This is a genomic window from Undibacterium hunanense, assembly GCF_014284335.1.
GTDB classification, from domain to species: domain Bacteria; phylum Pseudomonadota; class Gammaproteobacteria; order Burkholderiales; family Burkholderiaceae_D; genus Undibacterium; species Undibacterium hunanense.
This window is the reverse complement of the sequence record NZ_JACOGF010000010.1, coordinates 1-26656: the sequence shown is the minus strand read 5'-3', so window position 1 is coordinate 26656 and position 26656 is coordinate 1. Positions and strand designations below refer to the sequence as shown.

The 26656-nt window shown below is 53.8% G+C and carries 17 protein-coding genes and 1 tRNA gene; 12 read left to right on the top strand and 6 right to left on the bottom strand.

The features are described from left to right. Positions 1-12 precede the first annotated feature (12 nt). Positions 13-984, top strand: coding sequence for a uracil-DNA glycosylase (locus tag H8L32_RS18465; protein WP_230412302.1), 972 nt, complete (start codon positions 13-15; stop codon positions 982-984). A gap of 22 nt (positions 985-1006) precedes the next feature. Further along, entirely contained in the window at positions 1007-1996 is a 990-nt protein-coding gene (locus tag H8L32_RS18460; RefSeq protein ID WP_186948748.1) for a DUF1853 family protein, read from the top strand. A gap of 65 nt (positions 1997-2061) precedes the next feature. Here the strand turns inward: H8L32_RS18460 and lplT are convergent, their stop codons facing one another. Beyond that, on the bottom strand, positions 2062-3324 hold the full coding sequence (gene lplT, locus H8L32_RS18455; RefSeq protein ID WP_186948747.1) for a lysophospholipid transporter LplT: 1263 nt from the start codon (positions 3322-3324) through the stop codon (positions 2062-2064). 217 nt (positions 3325-3541) lie between these two features. On the opposite strand from lplT, the gene radA reads away from it, so the two are divergent. Next, on the top strand, positions 3542-4921 hold the full coding sequence (gene radA, locus H8L32_RS18450) for a DNA repair protein RadA (protein WP_186948746.1): 1380 nt from the start codon (positions 3542-3544) through the stop codon (positions 4919-4921). Positions 4922-4927: 6 nt separating this feature from the next. Here the strand turns inward: radA and hpnE are convergent, their stop codons facing one another. Both hpnE and hpnD read right to left on the bottom strand, forming a co-directional pair. Then, the gene (gene hpnE / locus H8L32_RS18445) at positions 4928-6295 is read right to left on the bottom strand and encodes a hydroxysqualene dehydroxylase HpnE (RefSeq protein WP_329605201.1); all 1368 of its coding nucleotides are present in this window, start codon (positions 6293-6295) and stop codon (positions 4928-4930) included. Further along, entirely contained in the window at positions 6288-7121 is an 834-nt protein-coding gene (hpnD, locus tag H8L32_RS18440) for a presqualene diphosphate synthase HpnD (RefSeq protein ID WP_186948745.1), read from the bottom strand. Before hpnD ends, hpnE begins: the two co-directional genes overlap by 8 nt. A gap of 359 nt (positions 7122-7480) precedes the next feature. Between hpnD and H8L32_RS18435 the strand changes: the two genes are divergently transcribed. Then, positions 7481-8332: a hypothetical protein gene (locus H8L32_RS18435; protein WP_186948744.1), complete on the top strand. Its 852-nt coding sequence runs from the start codon at positions 7481-7483 to the stop codon at positions 8330-8332. A 181-nt stretch (positions 8333-8513) separates the two neighbouring features. On the opposite strand, the gene H8L32_RS18430 is transcribed toward H8L32_RS18435, so the two are convergent. The 3 genes from H8L32_RS18430 to hpnC form a co-directional block, all read right to left on the bottom strand. Then, on the bottom strand, positions 8514-9218 hold the full coding sequence (locus H8L32_RS18430; RefSeq protein WP_222619411.1) for a M24 family metallopeptidase: 705 nt from the start codon (positions 9216-9218) through the stop codon (positions 8514-8516). 57 nt (positions 9219-9275) lie between these two features. Next, on the bottom strand, positions 9276-9563 hold the full coding sequence (locus H8L32_RS18425; protein ID WP_186948743.1) for a hypothetical protein: 288 nt from the start codon (positions 9561-9563) through the stop codon (positions 9276-9278). Positions 9564-9865: 302 nt separating this feature from the next. Then, on the bottom strand, positions 9866-10723 hold the full coding sequence (hpnC, locus tag H8L32_RS18420; RefSeq protein WP_408058950.1) for a squalene synthase HpnC: 858 nt from the start codon (positions 10721-10723) through the stop codon (positions 9866-9868). A gap of 461 nt (positions 10724-11184) precedes the next feature. On the opposite strand from hpnC, the gene H8L32_RS18415 reads away from it, so the two are divergent. The 8 genes from H8L32_RS18415 to H8L32_RS18375 form a co-directional block, all read left to right on the top strand. After that, entirely contained in the window at positions 11185-12372 is a 1188-nt protein-coding gene (locus tag H8L32_RS18415) for an efflux RND transporter periplasmic adaptor subunit (RefSeq protein ID WP_329605200.1), read from the top strand. Next, complete coding sequence (locus tag H8L32_RS18410) at positions 12369-15464, top strand: efflux RND transporter permease subunit (protein ID WP_186948742.1); 3096 nt, start codon at positions 12369-12371, stop codon at positions 15462-15464. The genes H8L32_RS18415 and H8L32_RS18410 overlap by 4 nt, the downstream gene beginning before the upstream one ends. 287 nt (positions 15465-15751) lie before the next feature. After that, positions 15752-15838, top strand: a tRNA-Leu gene (locus tag H8L32_RS18400). A 28-nt stretch (positions 15839-15866) separates the two neighbouring features. Then, positions 15867-17216: a trigger factor gene (gene tig, locus H8L32_RS18395; RefSeq protein ID WP_186948740.1), complete on the top strand. Its 1350-nt coding sequence runs from the start codon at positions 15867-15869 to the stop codon at positions 17214-17216. Positions 17217-17232: 16 nt separating this feature from the next. Further along, positions 17233-17859, top strand: a complete 627-nt coding sequence (gene clpP, locus H8L32_RS18390; protein WP_329605199.1) for an ATP-dependent Clp endopeptidase proteolytic subunit ClpP — start codon at positions 17233-17235, stop codon at positions 17857-17859. Positions 17860-18103: 244 nt separating this feature from the next. Beyond that, positions 18104-19369 (top strand): ATP-dependent Clp protease ATP-binding subunit ClpX, encoded by a 1266-nt coding sequence (clpX, locus tag H8L32_RS18385; protein WP_186948739.1) that lies wholly within the window; start codon positions 18104-18106, stop codon positions 19367-19369. Positions 19370-19620: 251 nt separating this feature from the next. Then, on the top strand, positions 19621-22038 hold the full coding sequence (gene lon / locus H8L32_RS18380) for an endopeptidase La (RefSeq protein ID WP_186948738.1): 2418 nt from the start codon (positions 19621-19623) through the stop codon (positions 22036-22038). A 345-nt stretch (positions 22039-22383) separates the two neighbouring features. Then, positions 22384-26656 (top strand): transglutaminase-like domain-containing protein (locus H8L32_RS18375; RefSeq protein WP_186948737.1); only part of this gene is annotated, 4273 nt, incomplete at its 3' end.

Sequence of the window (26656 nt, the reverse complement as noted above, 5' to 3'; positions counted from 1 at the left end):
CATCGTAATAGCATGTTGCACGAACTGGGCATAGGCCCCGTCTGGCAGTTGCGACATAATGCTGGCACATCCGCAGACGTACCGGCGCCTGTCGTGGCGCGCATGCCTGTTGGTGCAGGCGAAGTTCGTGCGCCGCAATCACCACAGGTGCCGCAGGTGTCAGTTGTCGAGAAAACTGTCAACACCGTAGCCATAGAGCAGCAAGGGCAGCCACTACAGCCACTAGCCGCTACTCCGGAACAGGTGGCGCAGTCGCCACGCCCGCAGGTGTCGTTTTCAGATGACGCATTGCCGCAGCAGCGCGTAGCGCAGGCAGAAGCAAGACCGGTAACGGAAACAGCACCGGTAAAAATAGCCTCAACAGAAGTAGCAGAAGCAGCAGATGCGGGTGCAGACACTTCATCCGTATCCACCATGTCGTGGGAAGTATTGCAGCCATTGGTCGAAAGCTGTCGTGCCTGTGGCTTGTGCAAGGGCAGGTCAAAATCAGTGTTCGGTACCGGCGATCAGCGTGCCAAATGGCTGTTTGTGGGGGAAGGCCCTGGCTACAATGAGAATTTGCAGGGCCTGCCTTTTGTCGGGGCTGCCGGACAATTGCTCGACAATATGCTGAAAGCCCTGGGTTTGGCGCGTGGCGATCAGACGTATATTGCCAACATCGTCAAATGCCGTCCTACCGATGAAAACGGCAAGGACAGGCCACCTACTGCCGATGAAATCGCTGCCTGCCTGCCGTATCTGCACAGACAGATTGCGCTGATACAGCCGCAGGTGATTGTTGCCCTGGGCAAGACTGCGGCAGTATCGCTGCTGGGCATGAATCTGGAAACGCCGGTAGGGCAGCTCAGGGGGCGACTGCATCACTTCAATGATATCCCGCTGGTGGTGACCTACCATCCAGCTTACTTGTTGCGCAAACCGGCAGATAAAAGCAAGGCATGGGTAGATTTGTGCATGGCCATGCAAGCCATGCCTGTTGCCTGATTACATGCCAGAGATATCACACGTGTCACGCAGGCAAAATGTAGATGCTTGTCAGACTGATTTCCATCAACAGTGGCAGCACCTGCATAATCCTCATGTGCGTGCACTGGCCTGGATGCTGACTGCACCGGGCTTGCTGGATGCACAATCACCCTTATGGCATGCGGCCATCGCCCAGCCACTGGTCAGCGATATGGCGACGTTGCAGCAATGGCTGCGAGAGCTGGATCATGATCCGGCTGCTTTGCTGACGTTGCTGGGGCGGCATGCGCATCGTCGTCTTGGCCTGTATGCCGAAACCCTGTTTGAATTTTATCTGCAAGCCCACGGCCTGCTGCAAGCCCATGGCTTGCAGGTACATAACAAGGGTGCCAATACCATAGGTGAATTTGATTTTTTGCTGCAGAAGGATGGCAGCTTGCAACATCTGGAGCTGGCAACCAAGTTTTATCTGTTTCACAGAACTGACCTTGCCGTGGCAGCGGGCAAACCGGCGGTTCTGCATGATTTTCTGGGCCCCAATCTGGCAGATAGCCTGGGCGCAAAAATCAGCAAGATTATTGAGCAGCAATTGCAGTTGTCACGCCATCCGCTGGCGCAACCCTTGTTGCCACAGGCAGTAAGTACCGCACAGGCGCTGGTGCTAGGCTGGCTGTTTTATCGCGAACAGGATTTGCCGCAGCAACTGTCTGACCTGCCTGGCCTGCCGGGATTGAACGCCAGCCATTGCCGTGGCTTGATCTGGACGCAGGAAGACCTGCTGTCGCTGGATATTAACCAGGCACTGATACTCGACAGGCTGGACTGGCTGGCACCGGCGCAGGTATCGTCAGGTCAGACGCAGGACAAAGCCCAGATAATGGCAGCCATCGATACCAGTTTTGGTGTAAACGAAACCCCGGTCATGCTGGCCTTGATGCAGGAAAATGAAGGCTTGATGCAGGAATACCGGCGTGGCATGGTCGTGCCTGCTGACTGGTTCATGCGTGCTGCAGAGATCAAGCGACCCTGAAGGCGACGCGCCTCAAGGGCGCGTCCTGGTATCCGGGGGGGAGTGCTTGCGATCAGTGTTTTTGTTCAGTGCTTGTGCTCACCAATCAGCGCCAGCGAATCAAATTCGCGCTGATTGGCCGCATGTTTGCGCATGACCAGATACATGGTGCTGGCAACGAACAGGCCAAACAGCACGATCACCACCAGGATATCCAGGTTCAGCGATACCATCAGCGCGTACAGCGCCAGCATGGTCAGCACGGACAGGTTTTCATTGAAGTTCTGTACGGCGATGGAGTGGCCTGCACTCATCAGCACGTGGCCGCGATGTTGCAACAATGCATTCATTGGCACCACAAAATAACCGGCCAGCGCGCCTACCAGAATCAGCAATGGGTAAGCAATCCACACATTATGTACAAACACCATGGTGGTTACTACCAGGCCCATGGCGATGCCCAGTGGCATGACGCTCAATGATTTTTTCAAAGGCACAAAACGGGCTGCGGCTACTGCGCCAAGGGCGATACCGACCGCTACCACACCTTGCAGTATGGCAGCCTTGTCAAGTGGCATGTTCAGGGATTTTTCTGCCCATTTCAGTACGATGAATTGCAGCGTCGCACCGGCACCCCAGAACAGTGTGGTGACTGATAGAGAAATCTGGCCCAGCTTGTCTTTCCACAAGACTGTAAAGCAGCCAGCAAAATCGACGATCAGCTTGATGGGATTGCGTTGCTGGTGTTCGTAGCGCGCACCGGTATCGGGAATCCGCATATTGAACAGGGCTGCCAGTCCATAACAGGCGGTGATAACGCACAATGCAGCTTCAGATGGTGTGGTGATATTGAAATCAAGTACGGGGAAATCAAAATTCAGCAAGGCACTGGATATCTGCGGGTTCACCAGTGCGCCACCTAATACCGTACCCAGGATGATGGACGAGACTGTCAGGCCTTCTATCCAGCCATTGGCAGCAACCAGTTTTTCTGGTGGCAGCAATTCAGTCAGGATGCCGTATTTTGCCGGCGAATAAGCAGCAGCGCCAAAGCCCACTACCGCATACGCAAGTAAAGGATGGACGTTGAAGAACATCAGCGCGCAGCCACCGACCTTGATCATGTTGGTCATCAGCATGACCTTGCCCTTGGGCAAAGAATCGGCAAAGGCACCAACGAAAGCGGCCAGCAAAACGTAAGACAAAACAAAGAATAACTTCAACAGCGGCGGCATCCAGCTCGGTGAGTGCATGGACGCCAGCAGTGCCATTGCGGCTATCAGTAAGGCATTGTCGGCCAGTGATGAAAAAAACTGTGCCGCCATGATGGTGTAAAAACCGCTCTTCATGCTTTATTCATGCTTGATATTTACCTGCTACAAAATGTCACTGGCTTGCTTTATACCATGAAAATTGCGGCGAATTTGTGAAATAGGGCAAGCTAAATCATGAATACTGGTTAAAATATCAGTGTTTGCGTTGGCATGGTTTACAGGCATCCAATGTCAACAGCAGGTTTCACCTGTCATGCTGGTATGGCATTCACACAACTTTTTGGCACTACAAATGGCAAAAGCAAAAACCAATTTCACTTGCACCGAATGTGGTGGCATCGTCAATAAATGGGCTGGTCAGTGTCCGGCCTGCGGGCAGTGGAATACCTTGGTTGAAACCATCGTGGAATCTGTCGGCAACCGTTTTTCTGTCAAGCCACAGGGCCTGGCGCAATCTGCGCCAGTATTGAACCTGGCTGAAATTGAAGCCATTGATGTGCCGCGCTTTGGCACCGGTATTGATGAGTTTGACCGTGTGCTGGGTGGTGGTCTGGTGCCGGGTGGCGTGGTGTTGATCGGTGGTGACCCCGGCATCGGTAAATCAACGCTGCTGTTGCAGGCGCTGGCAAATATGGCGCGCATAAAAAAGGTGCTGTATGTCAGCGGCGAAGAATCCGGTGCGCAAATTGCGCTGCGTGCCAAACGCCTGTCGCTGGATGCCAAAGACCTGCAATTGCAGGCCGAGATACAGCTGGAAAAAATCCTGAATACTCTGGCAGAACACAAGCCGCAGGTGGTGGTCATCGATTCCATACAAACCATGTATTCGGATGCGCTGAGTTCGGCACCGGGTTCCGTTGCCCAGGTGCGCGAATGTGCGGCCCAACTGACCCGCGTTGCCAAGACCATGGACATCACCATGATACTGGTCGGCCATGTCACCAAAGAAGGGGCCCTGGCCGGACCAAGGGTGCTGGAACATATTGTGGATACGGTCTTGTATTTTGAGGGCGATACGCATTCCAGCTTCCGCCTGGTGCGGGCCATCAAGAACCGTTTTGGTGCCGTCAATGAACTGGGCGTGTTTGCCATGACAGAAAAAGGCCTGAAGGGCGTATCCAATCCTTCGGCCCTGTTTTTATCGCAACATGATACCCAGGTCGCTGGCTCTTGCGTCATGGTCACGCAAGAAGGCACGCGGCCCTTGCTGGTTGAAATTCAGGCCCTGGTTGATAGCTCGCATGCGCCGAATGCGCGCCGCCTGTCCGTCGGACTGGAGCAAAATCGTCTGGCCATGTTGCTGGCGGTATTGCATCGCCATGCGGGTGTGGCAGCATTTGATCAGGATGTCTTCATCAATGCCGTTGGTGGTGTCAAGATTGCCGAGCCTGCTGCCGATCTGGCGGTACTGCTGGCGATTAATTCTTCCATGCGCAACAAACCCCTGCCGCGTGGGCTGGTGGTGTTTGGCGAGGTTGGTCTGGCAGGAGAGATACGGCCAGCACCACGCGGGCAGGAACGTTTGCGTGAGGCAGCCAAGCTGGGCTTTTCCATCGCCATGATCCCCAAGTCGAATGCGCCCAAACAGAAAATCGAAGGCTTGACGATTATTGGCGTGGACCGTATCGAAGAAGCGTTGACCAAGATACGCGAGGTGGATGATGCAAGTTAAGAAAAGCTATTTGGATTTTAAAAATGCCAGCGCCGCTTTGCTGGCAGCAACGCCGCTGCGCACTGCGCCTTCCAGCGTCGCCGGATAGTCACCTTTGGTGTAGTCACCTGCCAGAAACAGGCCGGGGCTGGACGTTTGATTGTCTGGCCTTTGCAGTTTTGGTGTGCAACTGAAGGTGGCACGTTTTTCTGAAATACATTTATGCCATAGGGGTTGCAGCAGGGTGGGCATGCCCAGGCTGTGGGCCAATTGTGCTGCTATGTCTTGCGCCAGTTGCTGTTGATCGAGTGCACATGCCTGTTCCGATGCGCTGACTGCCACCGCCAGCAAGCCCGCCTGGGTGTCATGCAGTTGACCGCGGTCAAATACATATTGCCCCCATTTGCTTTGTGCCGGGTCGTCCAGCAGCGCCAGCATTGGGCGCGGCAAGCGTACTGTCTGCTCATATTGCAGATAACAGGTGGTGATGGATTCGTAGGTGAAGGCAGGCATGCTGCCGGTATGACCTGGCAAGGGCTGCATCAGCCGTTCTGCATTGGCGAAATCGCTGGCCAGGATGACGCTGTCAAATGGTGTTATGCCGGCAGTGTTGGCTTCGCTGTGTTTGATGTCCAACTGCCATTTGCCATCTGCATTCTGATGCAGGGCCTGGACAGTATGTCCCATCAAGACCTGGCCGCCATGTTTGCTCACCAAAGCAGCGGCTTTGTCCGGGAACAGTGCAGACAGGTCCACGCGTGGCAACAGCATGTCAGAGGCAGCGCGGCTGGCACCCAGACTATCGCGCAGCACGTTCAGGAATACCTGGGCCGATGCGCGTTCTGGCGGGGTGTTCAGGGCAGCAATGCAGAGTGGATTCCACATCAGGCGACATAGCCGTTCTGTCTGGTCAAAACGTTCCAGCAATTCGGTGACACTGCAATCTTCATGCAGCCGCCAGCTCATCCAGCGTGCCGTGGTAGAAAAACGCGCCAAAGCCTGTTTGTCGGCAAAACTCAATCCTGTGGTTTTCCATAGCGCCACCAACATATGCAGGGGCGCTGGTAACCTGGGCGCAATGAAAGACATGCCATCTTCATGCTGCGGGTAGACCATTTGCAGCGGCAGTTTCAATAATGCCTGGTCGATGTCAACGCCAGCCTTGCGCATCAGGCGCAGGCTTTCGCTATAGGCGCCCAGCAAGATGTGCTGGCCATTATCAAGTTGATGACCATGCAGGCTGACGCCGCGGGCGCGGCCACCAAGGTGACGGCCTGCTTCTATCAGGGTGATGTGTGCACCGGCTTGCGCCAGTTCAAGCGCAGCGGCGCAACCGGCCCAGCCGGCACCGATGATGGCGACTGATTTGGCCGGGGAGCTGGTCAACTTAGCCACGGACGTAGGTTTTCCAGGCCAGCCACAGCTTGCGTATCGGTGTCAGTGAAATGCGCTGGTTCAGTACATGGAAGCCATCGCGCTGGATTTCTACCAGCAGGGCGCGATAAATGGCTGCCATGATCAGACCGGTTCTTTGCGCCTTGCGGTCTTCCGGCGGCAGCAGGGCAAAGGCTTCGTCATACAGACGTTGCGCCCGTTCATACTGGAATTGCATCAGGCTTTCAAACTGGGTGCTGTGGCGCGCGTTCAGGATGTCGGCTGCAGTGACGGCAAACTGCTGTAACTCATTCACAGGCAGATAGATGCGGCCTTTGCGTGCATCTTCGCCGACATCGCGAATGATATTGGTCATCTGAAAAGCCAGGCCGAGTTTTTCGGCAAATTCACGCGTTTGTGGATTTTTAATGCCAAAAATACTGGCAGACAAGATGCCGACCACGCCGGCCACATGCCAGCAGTATTTTTGCAAGGCTGCAAAATCCAGATAACGGGTCTGGTTCAAATCCATTTCCATGCCATCAATGATGGCTTGCAGGTGCGCGCCGTCCAACTGGTACTCTGCCATGTGCGGCAACAATGCCTTGGTCACCGGGTGGGTGGGTTGCTGCGCCAGCATGGCCTGGATTTCCTTGCGCCACCAGCCCAGCTTGCTGCGTGCCACCATGTCATCTGTGCTTTCGTCCACCACGTCATCGACCTCGCGGCAAAAGGCGTACAGCGCAGTAATGGCGCGGCGCCTTGCAACTGGCAAAAACAGGAAACTGTAATAAAAGCTGGAACCACTTTGTGCAGCTTTTTGCTGGCAATATTCGTCTGGAGACATGCTGGATAGTCTGAATTGTTCAGGGCAAATCTGGTTAAGGGAAGCTTGGGAGCCCGGGAGTTTGCTATAGCCAAAACATGGCAGCAAAGTTGTAATGCTAGCAAACTGTGGCAAAGCCCACAAATTCTGCTACATACAAAGATCGTCGTGACAAGCCTGTGCGCATTTACTCCGATTTACCTGCGCCAGGCAGAATGAACATTGGTTTAATGGTAATATGCGCCGTAACAGAATGTAATCACAATGAAGAATTGTCTCCTTTGGCAACGCTAGCTCGTATAATAGTGGGCGCATTATAGTGCGCTCTGCAATAGTGGGGCGCTGCTTTTGGAAAAATTCTATCAATCCGGACGAATATCTTGAATAAATCGAAACTTTTAGGAATTATAACTTGCCTGGTACTCATCCTCGCTGGTTGCGGTGGCTTTGTGTATACCACAGTGGGTGGTACTGTAACGGGACTCACTTCGGGTGATACCCTTGTATTGCGTAATGACGCCAATTACACCCAGACCCTGACTGCTGATGGCACGTTCTCTTTCAACGTTGCCAGTAATGGTAGCTATGCAATCAGTGTCCTGACACAGCCAAATACAGTGAACTGTACCGTGGTCAACGGTACCGGCAAAATGACTGGTGAAGCTGCGGTCAAGAATATTATCGTGACCTGCGTCCCGAATGTGCCTATCGGCGGTACCCTGGCCGGACTGGCAGATAGTACCTCGCTGGTGCTGGTGAATAATAATACCGGCCTGACAGCGACCGTATCGACAAATGGTACTTTCCTGTTCGGTAATTACGTCGTCAACGGTAATGCATATACGATTGCTGTAGGTATCCCGCCAGCAGCGCAATACTGTACGGTTGCCAATGGTACTGGTACGGCCAATATCCTCAATACGGCGGCGGCACTGACATCCGTTGTGACCTGTGTGCCTGCGGTACCCGTCAAATTTACGGTAACCGGCATGACTGCTGGCACCATACTGACCATGGTCAATACGGCCAACGCCTATGCCGATAAGTTCTCGGTCACGCTGGATGGTACGTACGGCTTTAACTGGAGTCTGCTCAATGGCGTGTCGTATGTCGCCGCAGTGGATACCCAGCCTAGCGGCCAGACCTGTAAGGTAGCCAATGGCACTGGTGTTATTGATTTCAATAATCCTACCGCTGCTGCCAATATCACGGTGACCTGCGCCAAGAGCTGATGCGGCATTTGCCTGCCACTGTGCAGGCGAATGGTGATTAGCAGGCAATGAGTAATATGATGAAACACAGCCATGGGTAACCATGGCTGTGTTTTTTTATGCTGCAATTTCAACGACGAGGGGTGAACGCGCTCTTGTGTGATGTAATGCATCAGCGCGCTAGATTGAGACGGGAAGGGGCTTACAGTTCTTCCAGGTGACCCTGAGCGTTGAAGTAAAAAATGCCTTCATGCTTGAAACCCCATTTGCCACCTTTCAGGCGTATGAAGGGTTCAAAGCTGAAAAACGGGACTTCGCCCAGTTCTATCTTGTTGTCTGACTGTATGTATTCGCGGTCGTCCTTGTTGGTGACGATGCTGTGGCCTACATTATTGCGGTAGTCCAGATTGACGAAACCGTTCTGGCGTATGCGCAGGTTGGCCCAGTCGAATAATTGGCCAAAGGTGGTTTTCGGAGTCACCATTGCGGGCATTTGCGCATGCAGGTGATTCAGGAAGCTCAGCCCGTTGCGAAATTCCAGCATCTGCGGTGCATGCGTGACCTTGCCACCCTCTACCGGGAAAGAGCGGGCGCAATCACCCCAGTATTGTTCATTGGTGGGACTAAGATCAACCGTGATCAGGTTGGCACTGCCTACAGGCTCGGTGCCGGGCTGATAATCGCGGCCAGAAATCGAAACGCAACTGCGTGACCCCAGTAACACCAGGGCTGGACACTGGTGGTACCAGGTGTCTGCATAGCCGCATTCACACAACATGGCATAGGCTTTGTCGGCGATGCTTTGCTCGGTATCTTTGGCGGTGATCATGCCTGCCAGACGTTCCAGTACCGCTTTGGCGGCAGCCTGGACTACACGGTGTTGCTCAATTTGTGTTTCTGTCGGCATGATGGGTTTGGTTTGGCTGGTGAACAATCTGCGTGCTTATGTGTGAGTATGTATGAATTATGCGTGCGTGCTGCGATGGCGGTTACCTGCATCATCTTTGTCGCTGCTGTCACTACTGTCATTGCTGTCCGTGGCTGCGTTATTGCCGTCATCATCGGCCTTGTCACGGGTGCCGGGTGTAATGGCCCTGACGCCAGCGCGCGTTACATCCACTGCAGTGCCGACCACTGCGCTGCCAACTTTCACCGTGGTGGATACTGCCGCATCGGCAATCGCGATGACAGTACAGCCATTCAAAGAAAGCAGGCAAAGCAGCAGCGTACTGCGATATAGATAAGTTAGCAAAACTGGCTCCGGTTTTCGGTTGGAGAGAAGAGGGTGATTCAGTGTCAAGGGCGGCAAGCTATGGAGATGCATGAAATGCATGAAAATGATCGTTACACCACTTTCACATCATTCCGCATCAAGCTTAGTGCATGCAGATGATTTTAAGTTCATTCCGCAATAACTACTATGTCTATCAGTATAAATTCGCATTGATTTGTTACTAATCGTTGCGTTTGTTTTCATCCGCAACAAAACAGTGTAGATGCACGCTTGGGTCAACTGATGTCCTACATGTGCTCTGCATGTGTGCTACATGTGTACTACATCTGATAGGCGCGCCAGGCCAGGCGAATCCAGTCTGTTTTGCCCAGTTTGGGGCGCTGATGAAATACATCGTATTGCACTGCCTCGATTTTTTCCAGGATGCGCAAGCCACCCTGCACAACCAGTCGCAGTTCCCAGCCCAGTCGACCTGGCAAACGTTTCGCCAGCCCACTGCCGGACAGCATCATGGTTCTGGCACGGGCAATCTGGAAGCGCATGAGATTGCGCCAGTCTTCATTCAATACCCCGTTGGCGATTTGTTGTTCGCCAATGCCAAAGCGGCTGAGATCATCCTGCGGCAGGTAAATGCGCTGTTTTTGCCAGTCGACGGCAACATCCTGCCAAAAATTGATGATTTGCAGGGCGCTGCAAATGGCATCTGAATCACGCAGATTGTCTGTGCTGGCTTCACCGTACAAATGCAGCATCAGCGTGCCTACCGGATTGGCCGAGCGCGCGCAATAATCCAGCAGACCGGGAAAATCAGCATACCGCGTCGTTACCACATCCTGTTTAAAGGCCGACAGCAAGTCCCGGAAACATTGCAGGGGCAGGTCATATTGATGTATCACCCCGGCGAGTGCCTTGAATAGTTGCGATTCGCTGCTACTATTTTTCTCTATGCTGTCGAGTTCTGCTTCATAGATCGCCAGTTGGCGCAGCCTTTCTTCGGGGCTGGCATCGCCTTCATCAGCAATGTCGTCGGCGCTGCGGGCAAACGCATAAATAACATTTACCGCTGGCCGCAGCCTGGCCGGCATCAGCAGGGATGCGACGGGAAAGTTTTCGTAATGTTTGGATGGCTGGGTTGGATGAGTGGCGGAGGCGGGCATATTTTGCTGAATCAGATCCATATTGGGTGCCATCGTCACCACCTCTTCAAGAGGGTAGCTATAGGCAAAAATTTAATAAAAAGCTTAATGACTGAAAAGTCATTGGCAAAAACAGGATGCTTAACTATAATTACTAACCGCAAAGTCAGTTATTTGATGGTAGCAGATAAATATTATTAGGACTTACGCAAAATTGTCCCAGCAAGGCGTAGCGACGAAGACAGTACGAATAGTACGGCCAGGAGCTGCAACGCAGCTGGGGCTGTTTTGCGTAAGTCCTAATTATAAAAAATCAAGAAATCTGGTCATGCCTGAAGTTGGGGCAAGATTCATCATCTTTAAATAGGGCTTACGCAAAATTGTCCCAAAATCTACTGCCAGGCGCTGTAGCGCAGCAGGGGCAGTCTTGCTTAAGTCCTGTTTGGATTTTTTTACTCGTTTCATCCCGGCTTGGAAAGCCTGCATAGTAAAGGAAAACTCCTGTGTTAACACCAGAAACTACCAATCATCCTCAGGCGCGGCAGTTGGCTGGCAGGCGCGTTGCCACGTATGCCTTCGCCCTCGCTTCTGCGGCCCTGTTGCTGGCCTGTTCCAAACCCGCTGAAAAAACCGAAGACATTCGTCCGGTAAGGACGATTACCCTGGTTTCGAGTAATGTCGATATCAATTCCGAATTGCCTGGCGAAGTCAGACCGCGTATCGAATCCCGTCTGGGCTTTCGTGTTGCCGGCAAAATCGTTGCTCGCAAGGTGGATGTGGGTACAGTAGTTAAACGTGGTCAGGTGCTGATGCAGCTTGATCCGCAAGATCTGGCATTGGCACAGATGCAGGCCAAAGCCGGATTGACAGCGGCAGAAAGCAATCGTGACCTGGCAGTGGCTGAACTGAAGCGTTATCAGGACCTGCGTTCCAAGAATTTTGTTGCTGCTTCCGTGCTGGATGGCAAAGAAGTGGCTGCCAAATCTGCCCAGTCCAGCTATGAACAGGCACAGGCTGCCTATAAAAATCAGGCCAATCAGTCTGGTTATACCAGCCTGGTGGCCGATGTGGATGGTGTCGTTACCGGTCTGGATGCAGAAGTTGGCCAGGTAGTTACTGCTGGCACGCCGGTAGTCCGGGTTGCCCAAACAGGTGATCTGGATGTCGTGGTCGGCATTCCGGAAGACAAGATCAACTCCATCCGTCAGATGACTGATGTGAATGTGCGTCTGTGGGCTAGTCCTGGTCAGACAATTCCGGCCAAATTGCGCGAATTGTCGCCGATTGCTGATCCGGTGACGCGCACCTTTACTGCCAAGGTCAGTCTGGGTGGCGATGTCAAGAATGTACAACTGGGTATGACAGCCTTTGTCAGCTTCAATGCCAAAAATCCCGCTAGCACCATCAGGGTGCCGTTGACCGCCATGTTCCAGGAAAAGAATGCCTCTTCGGTCTGGCTGGTGGAGTCTGGCGTGGTCAGGCTGGTGCCGGTACAGGTCGCCGGTTCATCTGGCGAAGAAGTATTGCTGGCTGGTGGTGTCAAGCCTGGCCAGGTGGTCGTGACTGCGGGCGTTAATCAACTGAAAAATGGTCAGAAAGTGACTATTCTTGGCGTTGAAGCACCGGCTGCTTCGGTTAATCCTGCTGCGCCAGCCAAAGTGGCTGATGCCGCTGCGGGAGCCGCGAAATGAGCGATTCTTCCCGTGGATTCAATCTATCCAGGTGGGCGCTTGAGCATATACCGCTGACGCGTTACCTGATCGTCGTGCTGTTGCTGGGTGGCATACTCAGTTACAGCAAACTGGGGCAGGATGAAGATCCGCCGTTTACTTTCCGTGCCATGGTGGTCAGGGCTATCTGGCCGGGCGCCACTGCCTTGCAGATGGCGGATCAGGTCACCGACAAGCTGGAGAAAAAACTTCAGGAAACACCGTATATCGACAAGATACGCAGCTATTCCAAACCCGGTGAAACACTGATTATTCTGCAACTCCGTGAATCAACGCCGCCCAAGGAAACTGCGCAATCCTGGTATCAGGTGCGCAAGAAAATAGGCGACATCAAGGCGACCTTGCCGCCGGGTGTGCAGGGGCCGTTCTTCAATGATGAATTCGGCGATACCTATGGGTCTATCTTTGCCTTGTCCGGTGATGGCTTCAAGTATGAAGAAGTCAAGGAATATGCTGACTATGTACGCCAGCAATTCTTGCGCATTCCTTCTGTATCCAAGGTTGAACTGTTTGGTGTGCAGGATGAGAAAATCAATATTGAATTTTCCCAGAAAAAATTCTCGCAACTTGGTGTTCCCTTTGATGCGATAGTCGGGCAGATCAGTTCCCAGAACGGTATCGAAGGTACTGGCGTGCTGACCACGTCCAGCGATAACCTGCAAGTGCGTGTATCTGGCGCCCTGATGACGGTGAAAGACCTGGAAAGCCTGCAATTGCGCGCCAACGGAACCACCTTCCGTCTTGGTGACTTTGCGACCGTCAAGCGTGAATACAAGAACCCGCCACAAGACAAGATGCGCTTCAATGGCAAGGAAGTCGTGGGTCTTGGTATTTCCATGGAAAAGGGTGGCAACATTATCGAGCTGGGTAAAAATCTCCAGCATGATGTCGCCATCATCAAGGCCAAGCTGCCGGTGGGTATCAAGCTTGAACAAGTGTCCAATCAACCGGATGCGGTGACGTCATCGGTCGGTGAATTCATTCATACCCTGATCGAGGCGGTTGTTATCGTGCTGGCAGTCAGCTTCCTGGCCCTGGGCTTGCATACCAAGCCATTCCGCCTGGATATCTGGCCGGGTCTGGTGGTGGGTTTGACGATACCACTGGTATTGGCGATTACCTTCCTGTTCATGCGTATTTTTGATATCGATCTGCACAAGATATCGCTGGGCGCGCTGATCATTGCACTGGGTTTGCTGGTGGACGATGCCATTATTGCGGTCGAGATGATGGTCAGGAAGATGGAAGAGGGCTTCTCGCGCTTTGATGCCGCAACCTTTGCCTATACCTCCACCGCGATGCCGATGTTGACCGGTACCCTGATCACGGCGGCAGGCTTCCTGCCGATTGGTCTGGCCAAGTCTGCGGCAGGTGAATATACCTTCTCCATGTTTTCCGTAAATGCGCTTGCCCTGATCATTTCCTGGCTGGCGGCGGTTATCTTCACGCCTTATCTTGGTTATTTGCTGTTGAAGGTGAAGCCACATGGTGGGTCCGGTGGTAGCGAGCATGAGATATTTGATTCGCCGTTTTACAGCCGCTTCCGTGCCATGGTGAACTGGTGTGTGGAATGGCGTAAAACCACCATCATCATTACCCTGGGCGTGTTTGGCCTGGGTGTATTCGGATTCAAGTTTATTGAACAGCAATTTTTCCCGGATTCCAGTCGCCTGGAATTGATGGTGGAACTGTGGCTGCCTGAAGGTTCATCCTTTGCTGCAACAGAAGCGCAAGCGAAGAAATTTGAAGCCTTTATCCAGAAGCAGGAAGGCGTAGATAGCGTCACCAGCTATGTCGGTACCGGTAGCCCGCGTTTCTATTTGCCGCTGGATCAGATTTTCCCGCAGACCAACGTGTCGCAGATCGTGGTCTTGCCCAAGGATTTGAAGGCCCGTGCCGCATTGCGCCTGAAAATCATCGATATCTTTAAAAAGGATTTCCCTGAAGTGCGCGGCCGCGTCAAGCTGTTGCCAAATGGACCACCGGTTCCTTACCCTGTGCAATTCCGTGTGTCTGGCCTGGAAGTGACCAAGGTCAGGGAAATTGCTGATCGCGTCAAAGAAGTCATGCGGGCCAATGCCAATACTGTTGGTGTGAATGACAACTGGAATGAATCTGTAAAGGTAGTCAGGATCGACCTTGATCAGGACAAGTTACGCATGTTGAACATTACCTCGCAAACGGTGATGCGCGCTGCCAATACCATCCTGACTGGCACTACGGTTGGTCAGTTCCGTGATGGCAACAAGTTGATCGATATTGCCGTACGCCAGCCTGTGGATGAACGTTCGACCGTGGAAGCGCTCAGTAACGCCAATATCCCGACCGGCAGCGGTAAATACGTGCCTTTATCACAAGTTGCCCACATTTCCCTGGTATGGGAACCTGGTGTGGTCTGGCGTGAAGGCCGCGAATGGGCTGTGACCGTACAGTCTGACGTGGTGGATGGTATACAGGGGCCGACGGTGTCCAGCCAGATTTCACCGAAGCTCGATGAAATCCGCGCCAGTCTCTTGCCGGGTTATAAGATAGAACTGGCCGGTGCCGCAGCCGATAGTGGCAAGGCGCAGGAATCGATTGCAGCCAACGTGCCATTGGTGGTGTTTATCATCTTTACCTTGCTGATGTTGCAACTGCATAGCTTCTCGCGTTCCTTGCTGGTGTTCCTGACCGGGCCTTTGGGTGTGGCCGGTGCGGCAATGGCTTTGCTGATTTTGCAACGACCATTCGGCTTTGTGGCCCAGCTTGGCGTGATTGCCCTGTTCGGCATGATCATCCGTAACTCGGTGATCCTGATCGACCAGATTGAGCATGACATCCGTGAGGGTGCTGCACCGTGGGATGCGATTGTGGAATCGGCTGTACGCCGTTTCCGCCCCATCATCCTGACGGCCGCCGCTGCGGTGCTGGCGATGATACCTTTGTCGCGCTCCGTATTCTGGGGCCCAATGGCGGTTGCCATCATGGGCGGCCTGATCATTGCGACCGCGCTGACCCTGCTGTTCTTGCCGGCATTGTATGCTGCATGGTTCCGCGTCAAAAAGCCCGCGTAATCTCGTATAAATAGTTTCAACGCAAAAGCCCTTGCCTGTGTTTATATGCTGGCAAGGGTTTTTTGCTTTATAGACCGGCAGGGCAGGGAGACGGGGTTTTGGGCCGTATTTAAAAAAATAAGGCACGTGCGAATAAAATCCAGTAGAATATCGGGCTGGAGTTGTAATGCCACATACATCAGTTTTGGGCGACGCTTGAATTTCGGGTCGCCCTTTGCTTTTGTACCGGCGGTGCAGAACATGCGAGCATGTGCTGATACTTTGCCGGTATGCAACATAAACATCCCGCGAGGATGGCGAAATTGGTAGACGCACCAGGTTTAGGTCCTGACGCCAGCAATGGTGTGGGGGTTCGAGTCCCCCTCCTCGCACCACAGAATTTTTACTATTTGGACGATTTTCATGGCAACTGCAGTCGAAACTTTAGATAAATTGGAACGCCGTTTAACGATTTCTTTCCCGATCGCTGACGTGCAATCGGAAGTTGAAAAGCGTTTGAAAGTGCGTGCACGTACAGCAAAAGCGCCTGGCTTCCGTCCTGGTAAAGTGCCGATGAAAATGGTCGCTGCCCAGTATGGCTATCAGGTCGAGACAGAAGTACTGAACGACAAAGTCGGTCAGGCTTTCTCCGTCGCCGCCAATGAAAACAAATTGCGCGTTGCAGGCTACCCAAGCATAGAACCAAAATCTGGTGCCGACGTTGCTGAAGGCAGCCTGGCATTTGATGCAACATTTGAAATTTATCCAGAAATCACCATTGGTGATCTGTCTGTTGCTGAAGTGGAACAAGTCAAGTCCGAAGTGACTGATGTTGAAATCGACAAGACCATCGACATCCTGCGCAAACAGCGCGTGCACTTCCACGTTAAAGGCGAGCAGGGCGCGCACGGTGACGGTGGTGCAGACCAGTCCGCACAAAACGGTGACCGCGCTACAGTTGATTTCGTTGGCAAGATCGACGGCGTTGAATTTGCTGGCGGCAAGGCAGATGACTTTAATTTCGTTCTGGGCGAAGGCCGCATGTTGCCTGAGTTTGAAACGGCAACTATCGGTTTGAAAGTTGGCGAATCCAAAACTTTCCCATTGGCTTTCCCTGAAGATTACCATGGCAAAGATGTTGCCGGTAAAACAGCAGAATTCACCATCACGCTGAAAAAGCTGGAATGGGCGCACATGCCTGAAGTGGATTCCGAATTCGCAAAAATGCTGGGCGTGGAAGATGGCGACCTGGTAAAAATGCGTACCGACATCAAAGACAACCTGGAACGCGAAGTGCGTGGCCGTGTTAAATCCAAGACCAAAGAAAGCGTCATGGACGCACTGGTCAAGGCAGTTGAATTTGACGTGCCGAAGAGCCTGGTTGCCCAGGATGGCGAACGTCTGGCAGAAATGACACGTCAGGACATGGCGCAACGCGGCATGAACGTTAAAGATGTACCATTCCCGACAGAATTGTTTGCTGCTCAGGCAGAACGTCGCGTACGTCTGGGTTTGATCCTGGCTGAACTGGTCAAGGCCAACAACCTGCAGGCAACTACCGAGCAAATCAAGGCGCAAGTTGAAGACTTCGCCCAAAGCTACGAAGACCCGCAGCAAGTCGTTAAATATTATTTTAGCGATCGCAACCGTCTGGCTGAAGTCGAAGCCCTTGTATTAGAAGAAAACGTCGTTAACTATGTCCTGGGTAAAGCGAAAGTATCAGACAAGGTTCTGCCTTTCGACGAATTGATGGGTAACAACGCACAAGCGTAAGCAAAAAGGAAATCACATGACAGGCATCATCCGTAATTCGGCACTGGACACAAATATGCTGGGCATGGTGCCTATGGTGATAGAGCAGAGTGGCAGAGGTGAGCGTGCTTACGACATCTATTCCCGCCTGCTCAAGGAACGTGTGATTTTTCTGGTTGGCCCGGTCAATGACCAGGCCGCCAATCTCATCGTTGCTCAATTGCTGTTCCTGGAAAGTGAAAATCCAGACAAGGATATTTCTCTTTACATCAACTCTCCTGGTGGTTCGGTATCGGCTGGTATGGCGATTTATGACACCATGCAGTTCATCAAGCCTGATGTATCAACGCTGTGTACTGGCCTGGCGGCATCCATGGGTGCCTTCCTGCTGGCGGCAGGTGCCAAGGGTAAGCGTTTCTCCCTGCCAAATTCCCGTATCATGATTCATCAACCTCTGGGCGGCGCCCAAGGTCAGGCTTCTGATATTGAAATCCAGGCACGCGAGATTCTGTATCTGCGTGAACGCCTGAACGGCATCCTGGCTGAAAACACAGGTCGCAGTCTGGAGCAGATATCCAAAGACACCGATCGTGACAATTTCATGTCTGCCGATGCGGCAGCGGAATATGGTCTGATTGATAAAGTCCTGGCCCATCGCGCGTAAAAAGTATAAAAAAATAAAACGCCCGCTCCGCTATGGTTCGGGCGTTTTTTTATTCTGCTCTATAATATTGGCGTGGGCTCAGCGGCAATTCAACTGCAATATGTGGTTGCCATGACGAAAGCCGGTTTTGCAGGTAATATGCGTACGGAAGAAGCTTGGTATAGGTCGCACGGATGTTTTGTCATCCTGCCGTGCTGTTGACCTCGGTTTCATAGATTAATTTTGTTTATTTTATATACGTATCATGCCCGATAAAAAATCCTCCAGCGGAGAAAAGTTGCTCTATTGCTCGTTTTGCGGCAAGAGTCAGCATGAGGTTAAGAAACTGATCGCAGGGCCATCCGTATTTATTTGCGATGAGTGCATCGATTTGTGCAACGACATCATTCGTGACGAAGTGTCCGAAATTGATAATATTGCCAGTGCAAAAACCGAACTGCCAACACCGCAAGAGATCACCGATCTGCTCGACCAGTACGTCATTGGCCAAATGGGTGCCAAGCGTATTCTGGCGGTGGCGGTGTACAACCATTACAAGCGCCTGAAGCACCTCGGCAAGAAAGACGATGTCGAACTGGCCAAGAGTAATATCTTGCTGGTGGGCCCGACAGGTTCCGGCAAGACCTTGCTGGCGCAAACACTGGCACGCATGTTGAATGTGCCTTTCGTGATCGCCGATGCAACTACCCTGACCGAAGCTGGGTATGTTGGTGAAGACGTAGAAAATATCATTCAAAAGTTGCTGCAAAACTGCAACTATGAAGTCGAACGTGCGCAAAAGGGTATCGTTTATATCGATGAAATTGACAAGATTTCTCGCAAATCTGACAACCCGTCGATTACCCGTGACGTGTCCGGCGAAGGCGTGCAGCAAGCCTTGCTGAAGCTGGTGGAAGGTACCATGGCATCGGTGCCACCACAGGGTGGCCGCAAGCATCCAAATCAGGATTTCATCCAGATCGATACCACCAACATCATGTTCATCTGCGGTGGTGCGTTTGATGGCCTCGCCAAGATCATTTCCGACCGTTCTGAGCGCAGCGGCATAGGTTTCTCTGCCAGCGTCAAGAGCCAGGCAGAAAAGAGCGCCAGCGACGTCATGCAGGACGCTGAACCGCAAGATCTGATCAAGTTTGGCCTGATTCCTGAACTGGTTGGCCGTCTGCCTGTCATTGCCACACTGAATGAACTGGATGAAGCCGCACTGATACAAATTCTGGTTGAGCCTAAAAACGCCCTGATCAAGCAATATGCAAAATTGCTGGAGATGGAAGGTACAGAACTGGAAATTCGTCCTGCCGCCCTGCAGGCGATTGCCAAAAAAGCGATTGCCCGCAAGACTGGCGCGCGTGGCCTGCGTTCGATACTGGAACACGCCCTGCTGGATGTCATGTATGACTTGCCTAGCCATCAGAATGTAGAGAAGGTCGTCATTGATGAAAACACCATCACCAATGGTGCAAAGCCCTTGTTGATTTACCATGAGCAACCCAAGGTTGCCGGTGCCTGAATTGGTGGCGTGATGTAACAGTAGAAACTTAATGGGGAGGCAACTCCCCATTTTTTATTGGTTTTCTCGCTTTATTTCTTCGTTTTAATTTGATTCGAAGTACAATGATTTAAGAAAACAATGACAGCTTCAATCGTAAAGCTACCGGGGAGACTCTCTGTGTGGCTTTTTTTATTGTTTTTTTCCAGAATGGGCTTGTGTTTCCGCCCAGTGCGCCAACATTGTTAACCAGTATTTATGAAAGGTGCGCCATGACGACTACTCTGATAACCGAACAAACCCAACTGCCGTTGTTGCCACTGCGTGATGTTGTTGTATTCCCGCACATGGTGATTCCTCTGTTTGTGGGGCGTCCAAAATCCATCAAGGCCCTGGAAGCTGCCATGGATCAAGGCAAGAGCATTATGCTTGCCGCTCAGAAAGCCGCTGCCAAGGATGAGCCTTCGGCAGATGATATTTATGAAATCGGCTGTATTGCCAACATTCTGCAAATGTTGAAGTTGCCAGACGGTACCGTCAAGGTACTGGTCGAAGGTGCTCAGCGTGCGCGCATACACAAGATCCATGATTCCGAATCGCACTTTTTCGCAGACCTGACACCGGTCGCTCTGGATGAAGGTGATGAATCTGAAGTGGAAGCGATGCGTCGCGCCATCGTTCAGCAGTTTGATCAATACGTCAAACTGAACAAAAAAATCCCGCCAGAAATCCTGGCATCCCTGTCCGGTATTGATGATGCCGGTCGCCTGGCTGACACCATTGCTGCCCATCTTCCATTGAAGCTGGAGCAGAAACAGGTCATCCTGGAAATCTTCAGTGTGTCCAAACGCCTTGAGCATTTGCTGGGTCAACTGGAAGGTGAACTCGATATTCTGCAGGTTGAAAAGCGTATCCGTGGTCGCGTCAAGCGCCAGATGGAGAAATCCCAGCGCGAGTACTACCTGAATGAACAGGTCAAGGCCATCCAGAAAGAACTGGGCGAAGGTGAAGAGGGTGCCGATATTGACGAGCTGGAGAAAAAAATCCTGGCCGCCAAGATGCCTAAAGAAGCCCGCGACAAGGCACAGAATGAGTTGAAAAAACTCAAGATGATGTCCCCGATGTCGGCAGAAGCCACCGTCGTGCGCAATTACATTGACACCATCGTCAATCTGCCATGGAAGAAAAAATCCAAGGTCAATAATGATTTGACGAATGCTGAAAAAGTATTGGAAGACGAACACTTTGGCCTCGATAAGGTCAAGGAACGCATCCTGGAATATCTTGCAGTACAACAGCGCGTCGACAAGCTGAAAGCACCTATCCTGTGTCTGGTAGGTCCTCCGGGCGTAGGTAAGACCTCGCTGGGGCAATCCATCGCCCGTGCCACGAACCGCAAGTTCGTGCGCATGGCCCTGGGTGGCGTGCGTGACGAGGCTGAAATCCGCGGTCACCGTCGTACCTACATCGGCTCCATGCCAGGCAAGATTCTGCAAAGCCTGTCCAAGGTCGGTGTGCGTAATCCGCTTTTCCTGCTGGATGAAGTGGACAAGATGGGTGCAGACTTCCGTGGCGACCCGTCGTCTGCCTTGCTGGAGGTACTGGACCCTGAGCAAAATCATACTTTCTCGGATCATTACATTGAAGTCGATTTCGATCTCTCCGATGTGATGTTTGTGGCGACGTCCAACTCCTACAATATTCCGCCAGCTTTGCTGGACCGGATGGAAGTGATACGCCTGTCGGGTTATACCGAAGATGAAAAAACCAGCATTGCCCAGCGCTATTTGTTGCCCAAGCAAATCAAGAACAATGGTTTGAAAGAAGGCGAAATCACCGTGGCCGAAAGTGCGATACGCGACATCATTCGCTATTACACCCGTGAAGCCGGCGTGCGTTCGCTGGAAAGGGAAATCTCCAAGATTTGCCGCAAGGTCGTGAAAATGCTCTTGCTGAAAAAGACCGAGAAAAAAGCCACGGTCAATTCCAAAAATCTGGATAAATACCTGGGTGTGCGTCGCTATGACTTTGGCGTCGCTGTCAAAGACAACCAGATCGGCCAGGTAGTTGGTCTGGCCTGGACTGAAGTGGGCGGCGATCTGCTGACCATAGAAGCCGTTGCCATGCCAGGTAAAGGTGGTGTCATTCGTACAGGTACCCTGGGCGATGTCATGAAAGAATCCATCGAGGCAGCCCGCACCGTGGTACGCAGCCGCGCCAAGCGTCTGGGTATCAAGGCTGATGTCTTCGAGAAGAGTGATATCCATATCCACGTGCCAGAAGGCGCAACACCGAAAGACGGTCCGTCTGCCGGTATCGCCATGACTACGGCGCTGGTGTCTGTGTTCACCGGCATCCCGGTCCGTGCCGATGTCGCCATGACAGGCGAGATCACGCTGCGCGGCGAAGTATTGCCTATCGGCGGCCTGAAAGAGAAATTGCTGGCTGCACATCGTGGTGGCATCAAAACCGTGCTGATACCAGAAGAAAACGCCAAGGATCTGGCAGAGATCCCGGACAACGTCAAAAACAAACTGGAAATCATCCCGGTTCGCTGGATAGACAAAGTCCTGGAAATCGCACTGGAAACCCAGCCGGTTCCTTTGGTCGATGAGCCAGTCCCTGTAGCTGCCGCAGCAACACCGGCAACGCCAGAAACACCGGCGGATACGACGGTGGTAAAGCACTAGGCTCAGGCTATGTCGAATAGGTGCTTATCAGCGTCAACTTGGTAAGCGCTGGCAACAGATAAAAACGCCCGATTAAAAAATCGGGCGTTTTTGTTTTTGCGGCTTTGATTTTCGCTGAATGTGTCGGTTACAAAGATATCAAAAGGGTAATTTTCTTGCAATAATATTTTACAATTGGTAACATGCGTGGTTTTAAAAATAGACAGGTTCCATGCTCCTTCTCTAATCGGGGGCGTTGACCATGCAAGCAGCTTTCAGATGTCAGCACTACCAAACTTGGCGGGTGTGGCCGCATCCAGACAGGCCTTGCGCCTACCTATGCCACATTACCAAGAGTAAATATTTATGTTCCGCCATCCCCGTCTTCAACGCAGTCTGGCCAGTCTGGTTCTTGTCGCATTCACAAGCAGCCTGATCTCCCCGTTAGCGTTGGCACAGGGCAGTGCGCCAGCCCAAGGCAGCACGCGGGCGCGGGTAGAGGACAGCAGCCTGGGCAACAACAACACCCTGCTGCCGGTGGGGCCGCGTAGTCTGCCACTGGGCAAAGGGCAGGGCAGTACCGCACAACAGACCATATCGGCTTCCGCGTTGGCCCCGGCGCCAACTCCAACACCAGCAGCAGCTCCCGTTGCGAACAATACCACCACCAACGCCAGTGCCGATTACGCCCGCAGCCTCGCCAAACTCATAGACCTGAGCGCCCAGGTCAGTGCCCAAACCCTGCAAAGCAATGCCAGCGCCTTAATTGCCATCAACAGCATCCGCAGCCAATACCAGACCCTCGTCCAGCAAGAACAACGCGTGACCCAAGGTTTTACGGCCACAGCCAGCCTCATCAAAGACCGCAAACTGCCCACCAGCATCAGCCAGCGGCACGACGCCATGGTCACCGAATTTACCAAACGCGCCAGCCTCCTCAAAGACGCCTACACCCCCCTCGACAATGCAGCCGCCGGCAAGACCGATGCCAGCAGCGCCCTCAAGCAATGGCAACAATACCTCAAACAATACGCCAGCCAAAGCACCCCCGTCCTCAACGGCAACAAACTCCCCTGGGGCACGACCACCCCCCAGAACAATAGCGGCAATAGCAAAGTCGGCCTGCTTCAGTTACCAACACAGCCAGCCCAGCCAGCACAGACAGCACGCCAGTTCGAACACCGCTTCCCGCGCAGCGTGATGCTCGCCAGCAATGGCAGCCTCTCTGGTCTGCCCCTGCCCGATGCCGTACTGAGCGACACCCCGACTGCCGCTGACCTCGCCGCCACCGACGACGTTCAACTCAGCAGCGACATCAGCACCCTTGCCAGCAGCCTGCAAAACAATCCCGTCGCCATCTACAACTACGTTCGCAACAGCATCAGCTACCGTCCCGGCTATGGCAGCCTGCAAGGTGCCGCCCAGACCCTGCAAGCCAAAAGCGGCAACGCCACCGACAGCGCCAGTTTGCTCATTGCACTGTATAGAGCCGCAGGCATACCCAGCCGCTATGTCTACGGCACCATTGAAGTACCTGCCAGCCGCCTGCTCAACTGGCTGCATGTCGACAACACCACTGCCGCACTGAGCCTGCTCACCCAGGCCGGCATTCCCAACAAAGCCATCCTCCAGAATGGCAACATCAGCGCCATCCAGCTCGAACACACCTGGGTAGAAGCCTTCATCGACGCCAGCCCCAGTCGTGGTGCTAAAAACCGCCAGGCCAGCGCCTGGTACCCGCTGGACCCCAGTTTTAAACAAAGCAACAGCATCGCCGCACTTGGCCTGCGCAGTAGCGTCGCCCTCAACGAATCCGGCGTCTTCGATGCCGCCCGTCAAGGTGCCACCTGCAGTGCCGATGCCGGTAAAAGCCTCAACCAGATCGCCATCCAGACCAGTTTTACCACTTACCAGACCCAGCTCAACCAGGTACTCGGTCAGCAGGGCAGCGACCTGACCGTAGGCGGCGTCCTCGGTAGCAGCCAGATCGCCCCAGAAAACTACAGCATCCTCATGGGCTCCTTGCCCTACAGCGTCATCGCCCAGGGAGCCAGCTTCACCGCCATCCCCAGCAACCTCAAAGGCACGTTACGCCTCCAGCTGTATGCCACCCCAGCAGCACAAGTCCAGAACAACCCCAGCGTCAGCTACACCAGCAGCTACCCCGGCCTCGCCAACAAACGCCTGACCCTGAGCTTTGCCCCCGTCAGCCAGGCCGATGCCGATGTCCTGGCCGCCTACCTGCCTGCCGCCCATAGCGACAACAGTCCTATTACTGCCAGCGAATTCCCCACCAGCATTCCTGGCTACCTGGTCCAGCTCAAAGCCGAAATCCGCCTCGATGGCCAAGTGGTTGCCACCGGTGGCAACTTCAGCCTTGGCAGCGAACTGCCCGCCAGCATCAGCAACTACGACCCGGCCGCCAACAACTGGAACGACAGCAACTTCATCGCCCATGCCGGTGACTACCACGCCATCGTTGCCGATACCCAGGGCATCAACCCCGCCCAGCTCGACACCGTACGCCAACGCCTGGCTGCCACCCAAACCAGACTCAATAGTCAAACAGCCGCCACTAGCGTCAGCCGCGACGACCTCACCGGCGACCTGTTGCACCAGACCATCCTGGCCTACTTCGCCACCACCGATGCCAACAGCGCCATCTTCCAGCGCGCCGCCGGTGTCATCGAACAACGCCTGCCGTCGCATGGACGTGCCGTGGCCCAGGTCAGCCCCGACTTCCTGCTCGGCATGGTCAACAACGTCAGCTTCCCTGGCGTCATTCTCGACATTGACCGCCTTAAAAGCGCCGTCGCCAGCCAAAGCACCGGTCTGAGCGCCCCCGTCTACAGCCGTCAGAGCAACCAGCGCAATGCCGCCTATGCCCATCTCGTCCTGGACAAACACTATGGCAGTGCTGCCAATGCAGCCACCAATACTGCCGCCGTCACCGCCGCCTCAGCCGTACGCATCCTTGCCAAAGCCGCCAGTCAGCCACAGACCCAGCCCGTGCATGCAGTGACCAGCAGTAACCTCAGCGCCGCCTTACTCAACATCAGCCTCACCGCCGACCAATCCAATGATCTGCAAAACGCCGTGGCCGCCGGTTATCGCGTCCTGCTGCCGCAAAACCCCGCCACCCTCAGTGGCTGGAGCGGACAAGCCATGCAGATTGAAGACCCCCAGACCGGTGCCGGTGCCTATCGCCTCTCCGGTGGCAGCAGCAATGGTAGCAATGGCAGCGGCAATCTCAGCGGCACCGCCACCGCCGCCATCTTCGCGCCTCAGGGCATGGCCTGGCTTGCCCTTGCCCAACCCGTTCAGGCACAAGCCAGCATCAGTCCCGCCATCACTGCCAGCCAAAGCATCAACACCATTCTCGCCAGCATGCTGCCCAGTGGCGGTACCGGCGGCAATGACAACAGCGACCAGATCCGCTGGTCCTACTTCAGTGGCCAGGCCGATGTTGCCAATGGCCTCTTCCTGGCCCGCCTGGCTGGTGCACAAAGCATCAGCAACACTAACACCGCCTGCGACAGCCTGAGTTCCATCATCGCCGCCAACCTTGGCACTGCCACCGGCTATGACGACAGCGGCACCGGCACCCCCACCGACATCACCAGCGTCCCCGTCATCACCAGTGCCCCCGTCACGGCTGCCGTCGCGGCACAAGCCTACAGCTACCCCGTCGCTGCCCAAGACCCCAAAGGGGCTGCACTTAGCTTCAGCCTCACTGACGCCCCCAGCGGCATGAGCATCAGCAAGACCGGCGTCATCAGCTGGACCAAACCCGTCATCGGCAACTTCAACGTCACCGTCCGTGCCGACAATGGCCGCGCCTATGCTGAACAACGCTATCAGCTCAGCGTCAGCGACCATGCCTTAGCCCTGTCCATCAGCCTCGCTGTTGCCCCCGCCCTGGTCAACCTCGGTGACAAAGTCACCCTCACCGTCCTCACCAACGGTGGCACCGGCGCCATCAGCACCAGCCTGACCGTCGATGGACAGCCCGTGCCCCTCAACACTGACGGCACCGCCATCCTCACCGCCAGCACAACAGGTGCCCACCAGATTACCGTCACTGCCAAAGACGATCTTGGCACCCTGACTAAAACCAGCCTCTACAGCGTCAAAGATCCCAGCGACACCACTACCCCCGTCGCCCAGATCACCGCCCCCATTGACGATGCCGACGTCACCGCCCCTGGCATCATCACCGGTACCGCCAGCGCTAAAAACCTCGCCTACTACCAGCTACTGCTGCGCGCCACTGACAGCAGTGACTGGCAAGAAATTGGCCGTGGCTACCAGTCCGTCACCAATGGCACACTTGGCAAGCTTGACCCTACCCAATTACAGAACGGCATCTACGACCTCAACCTCATCGTCGTCAACACCAATGGCGTACAGACCAACCACCTCATCACCGTTGATGTCAACCGCAACCTCAAGATAGGCCAGTTCAGCATCAGCTTTGAAGACATCAACATCCAGGCGTCCGGCATCCCGATTCGCGTCACCCGCACCTACGACACCCGTCGCAAGAGCCAGAATCTTGACTTTGGGTATGGCTGGAGTGTGGACTATCAGAACGTCCAGATCCGCAAGAACATGATCCTGGGTCTGCAATGGAACGTCA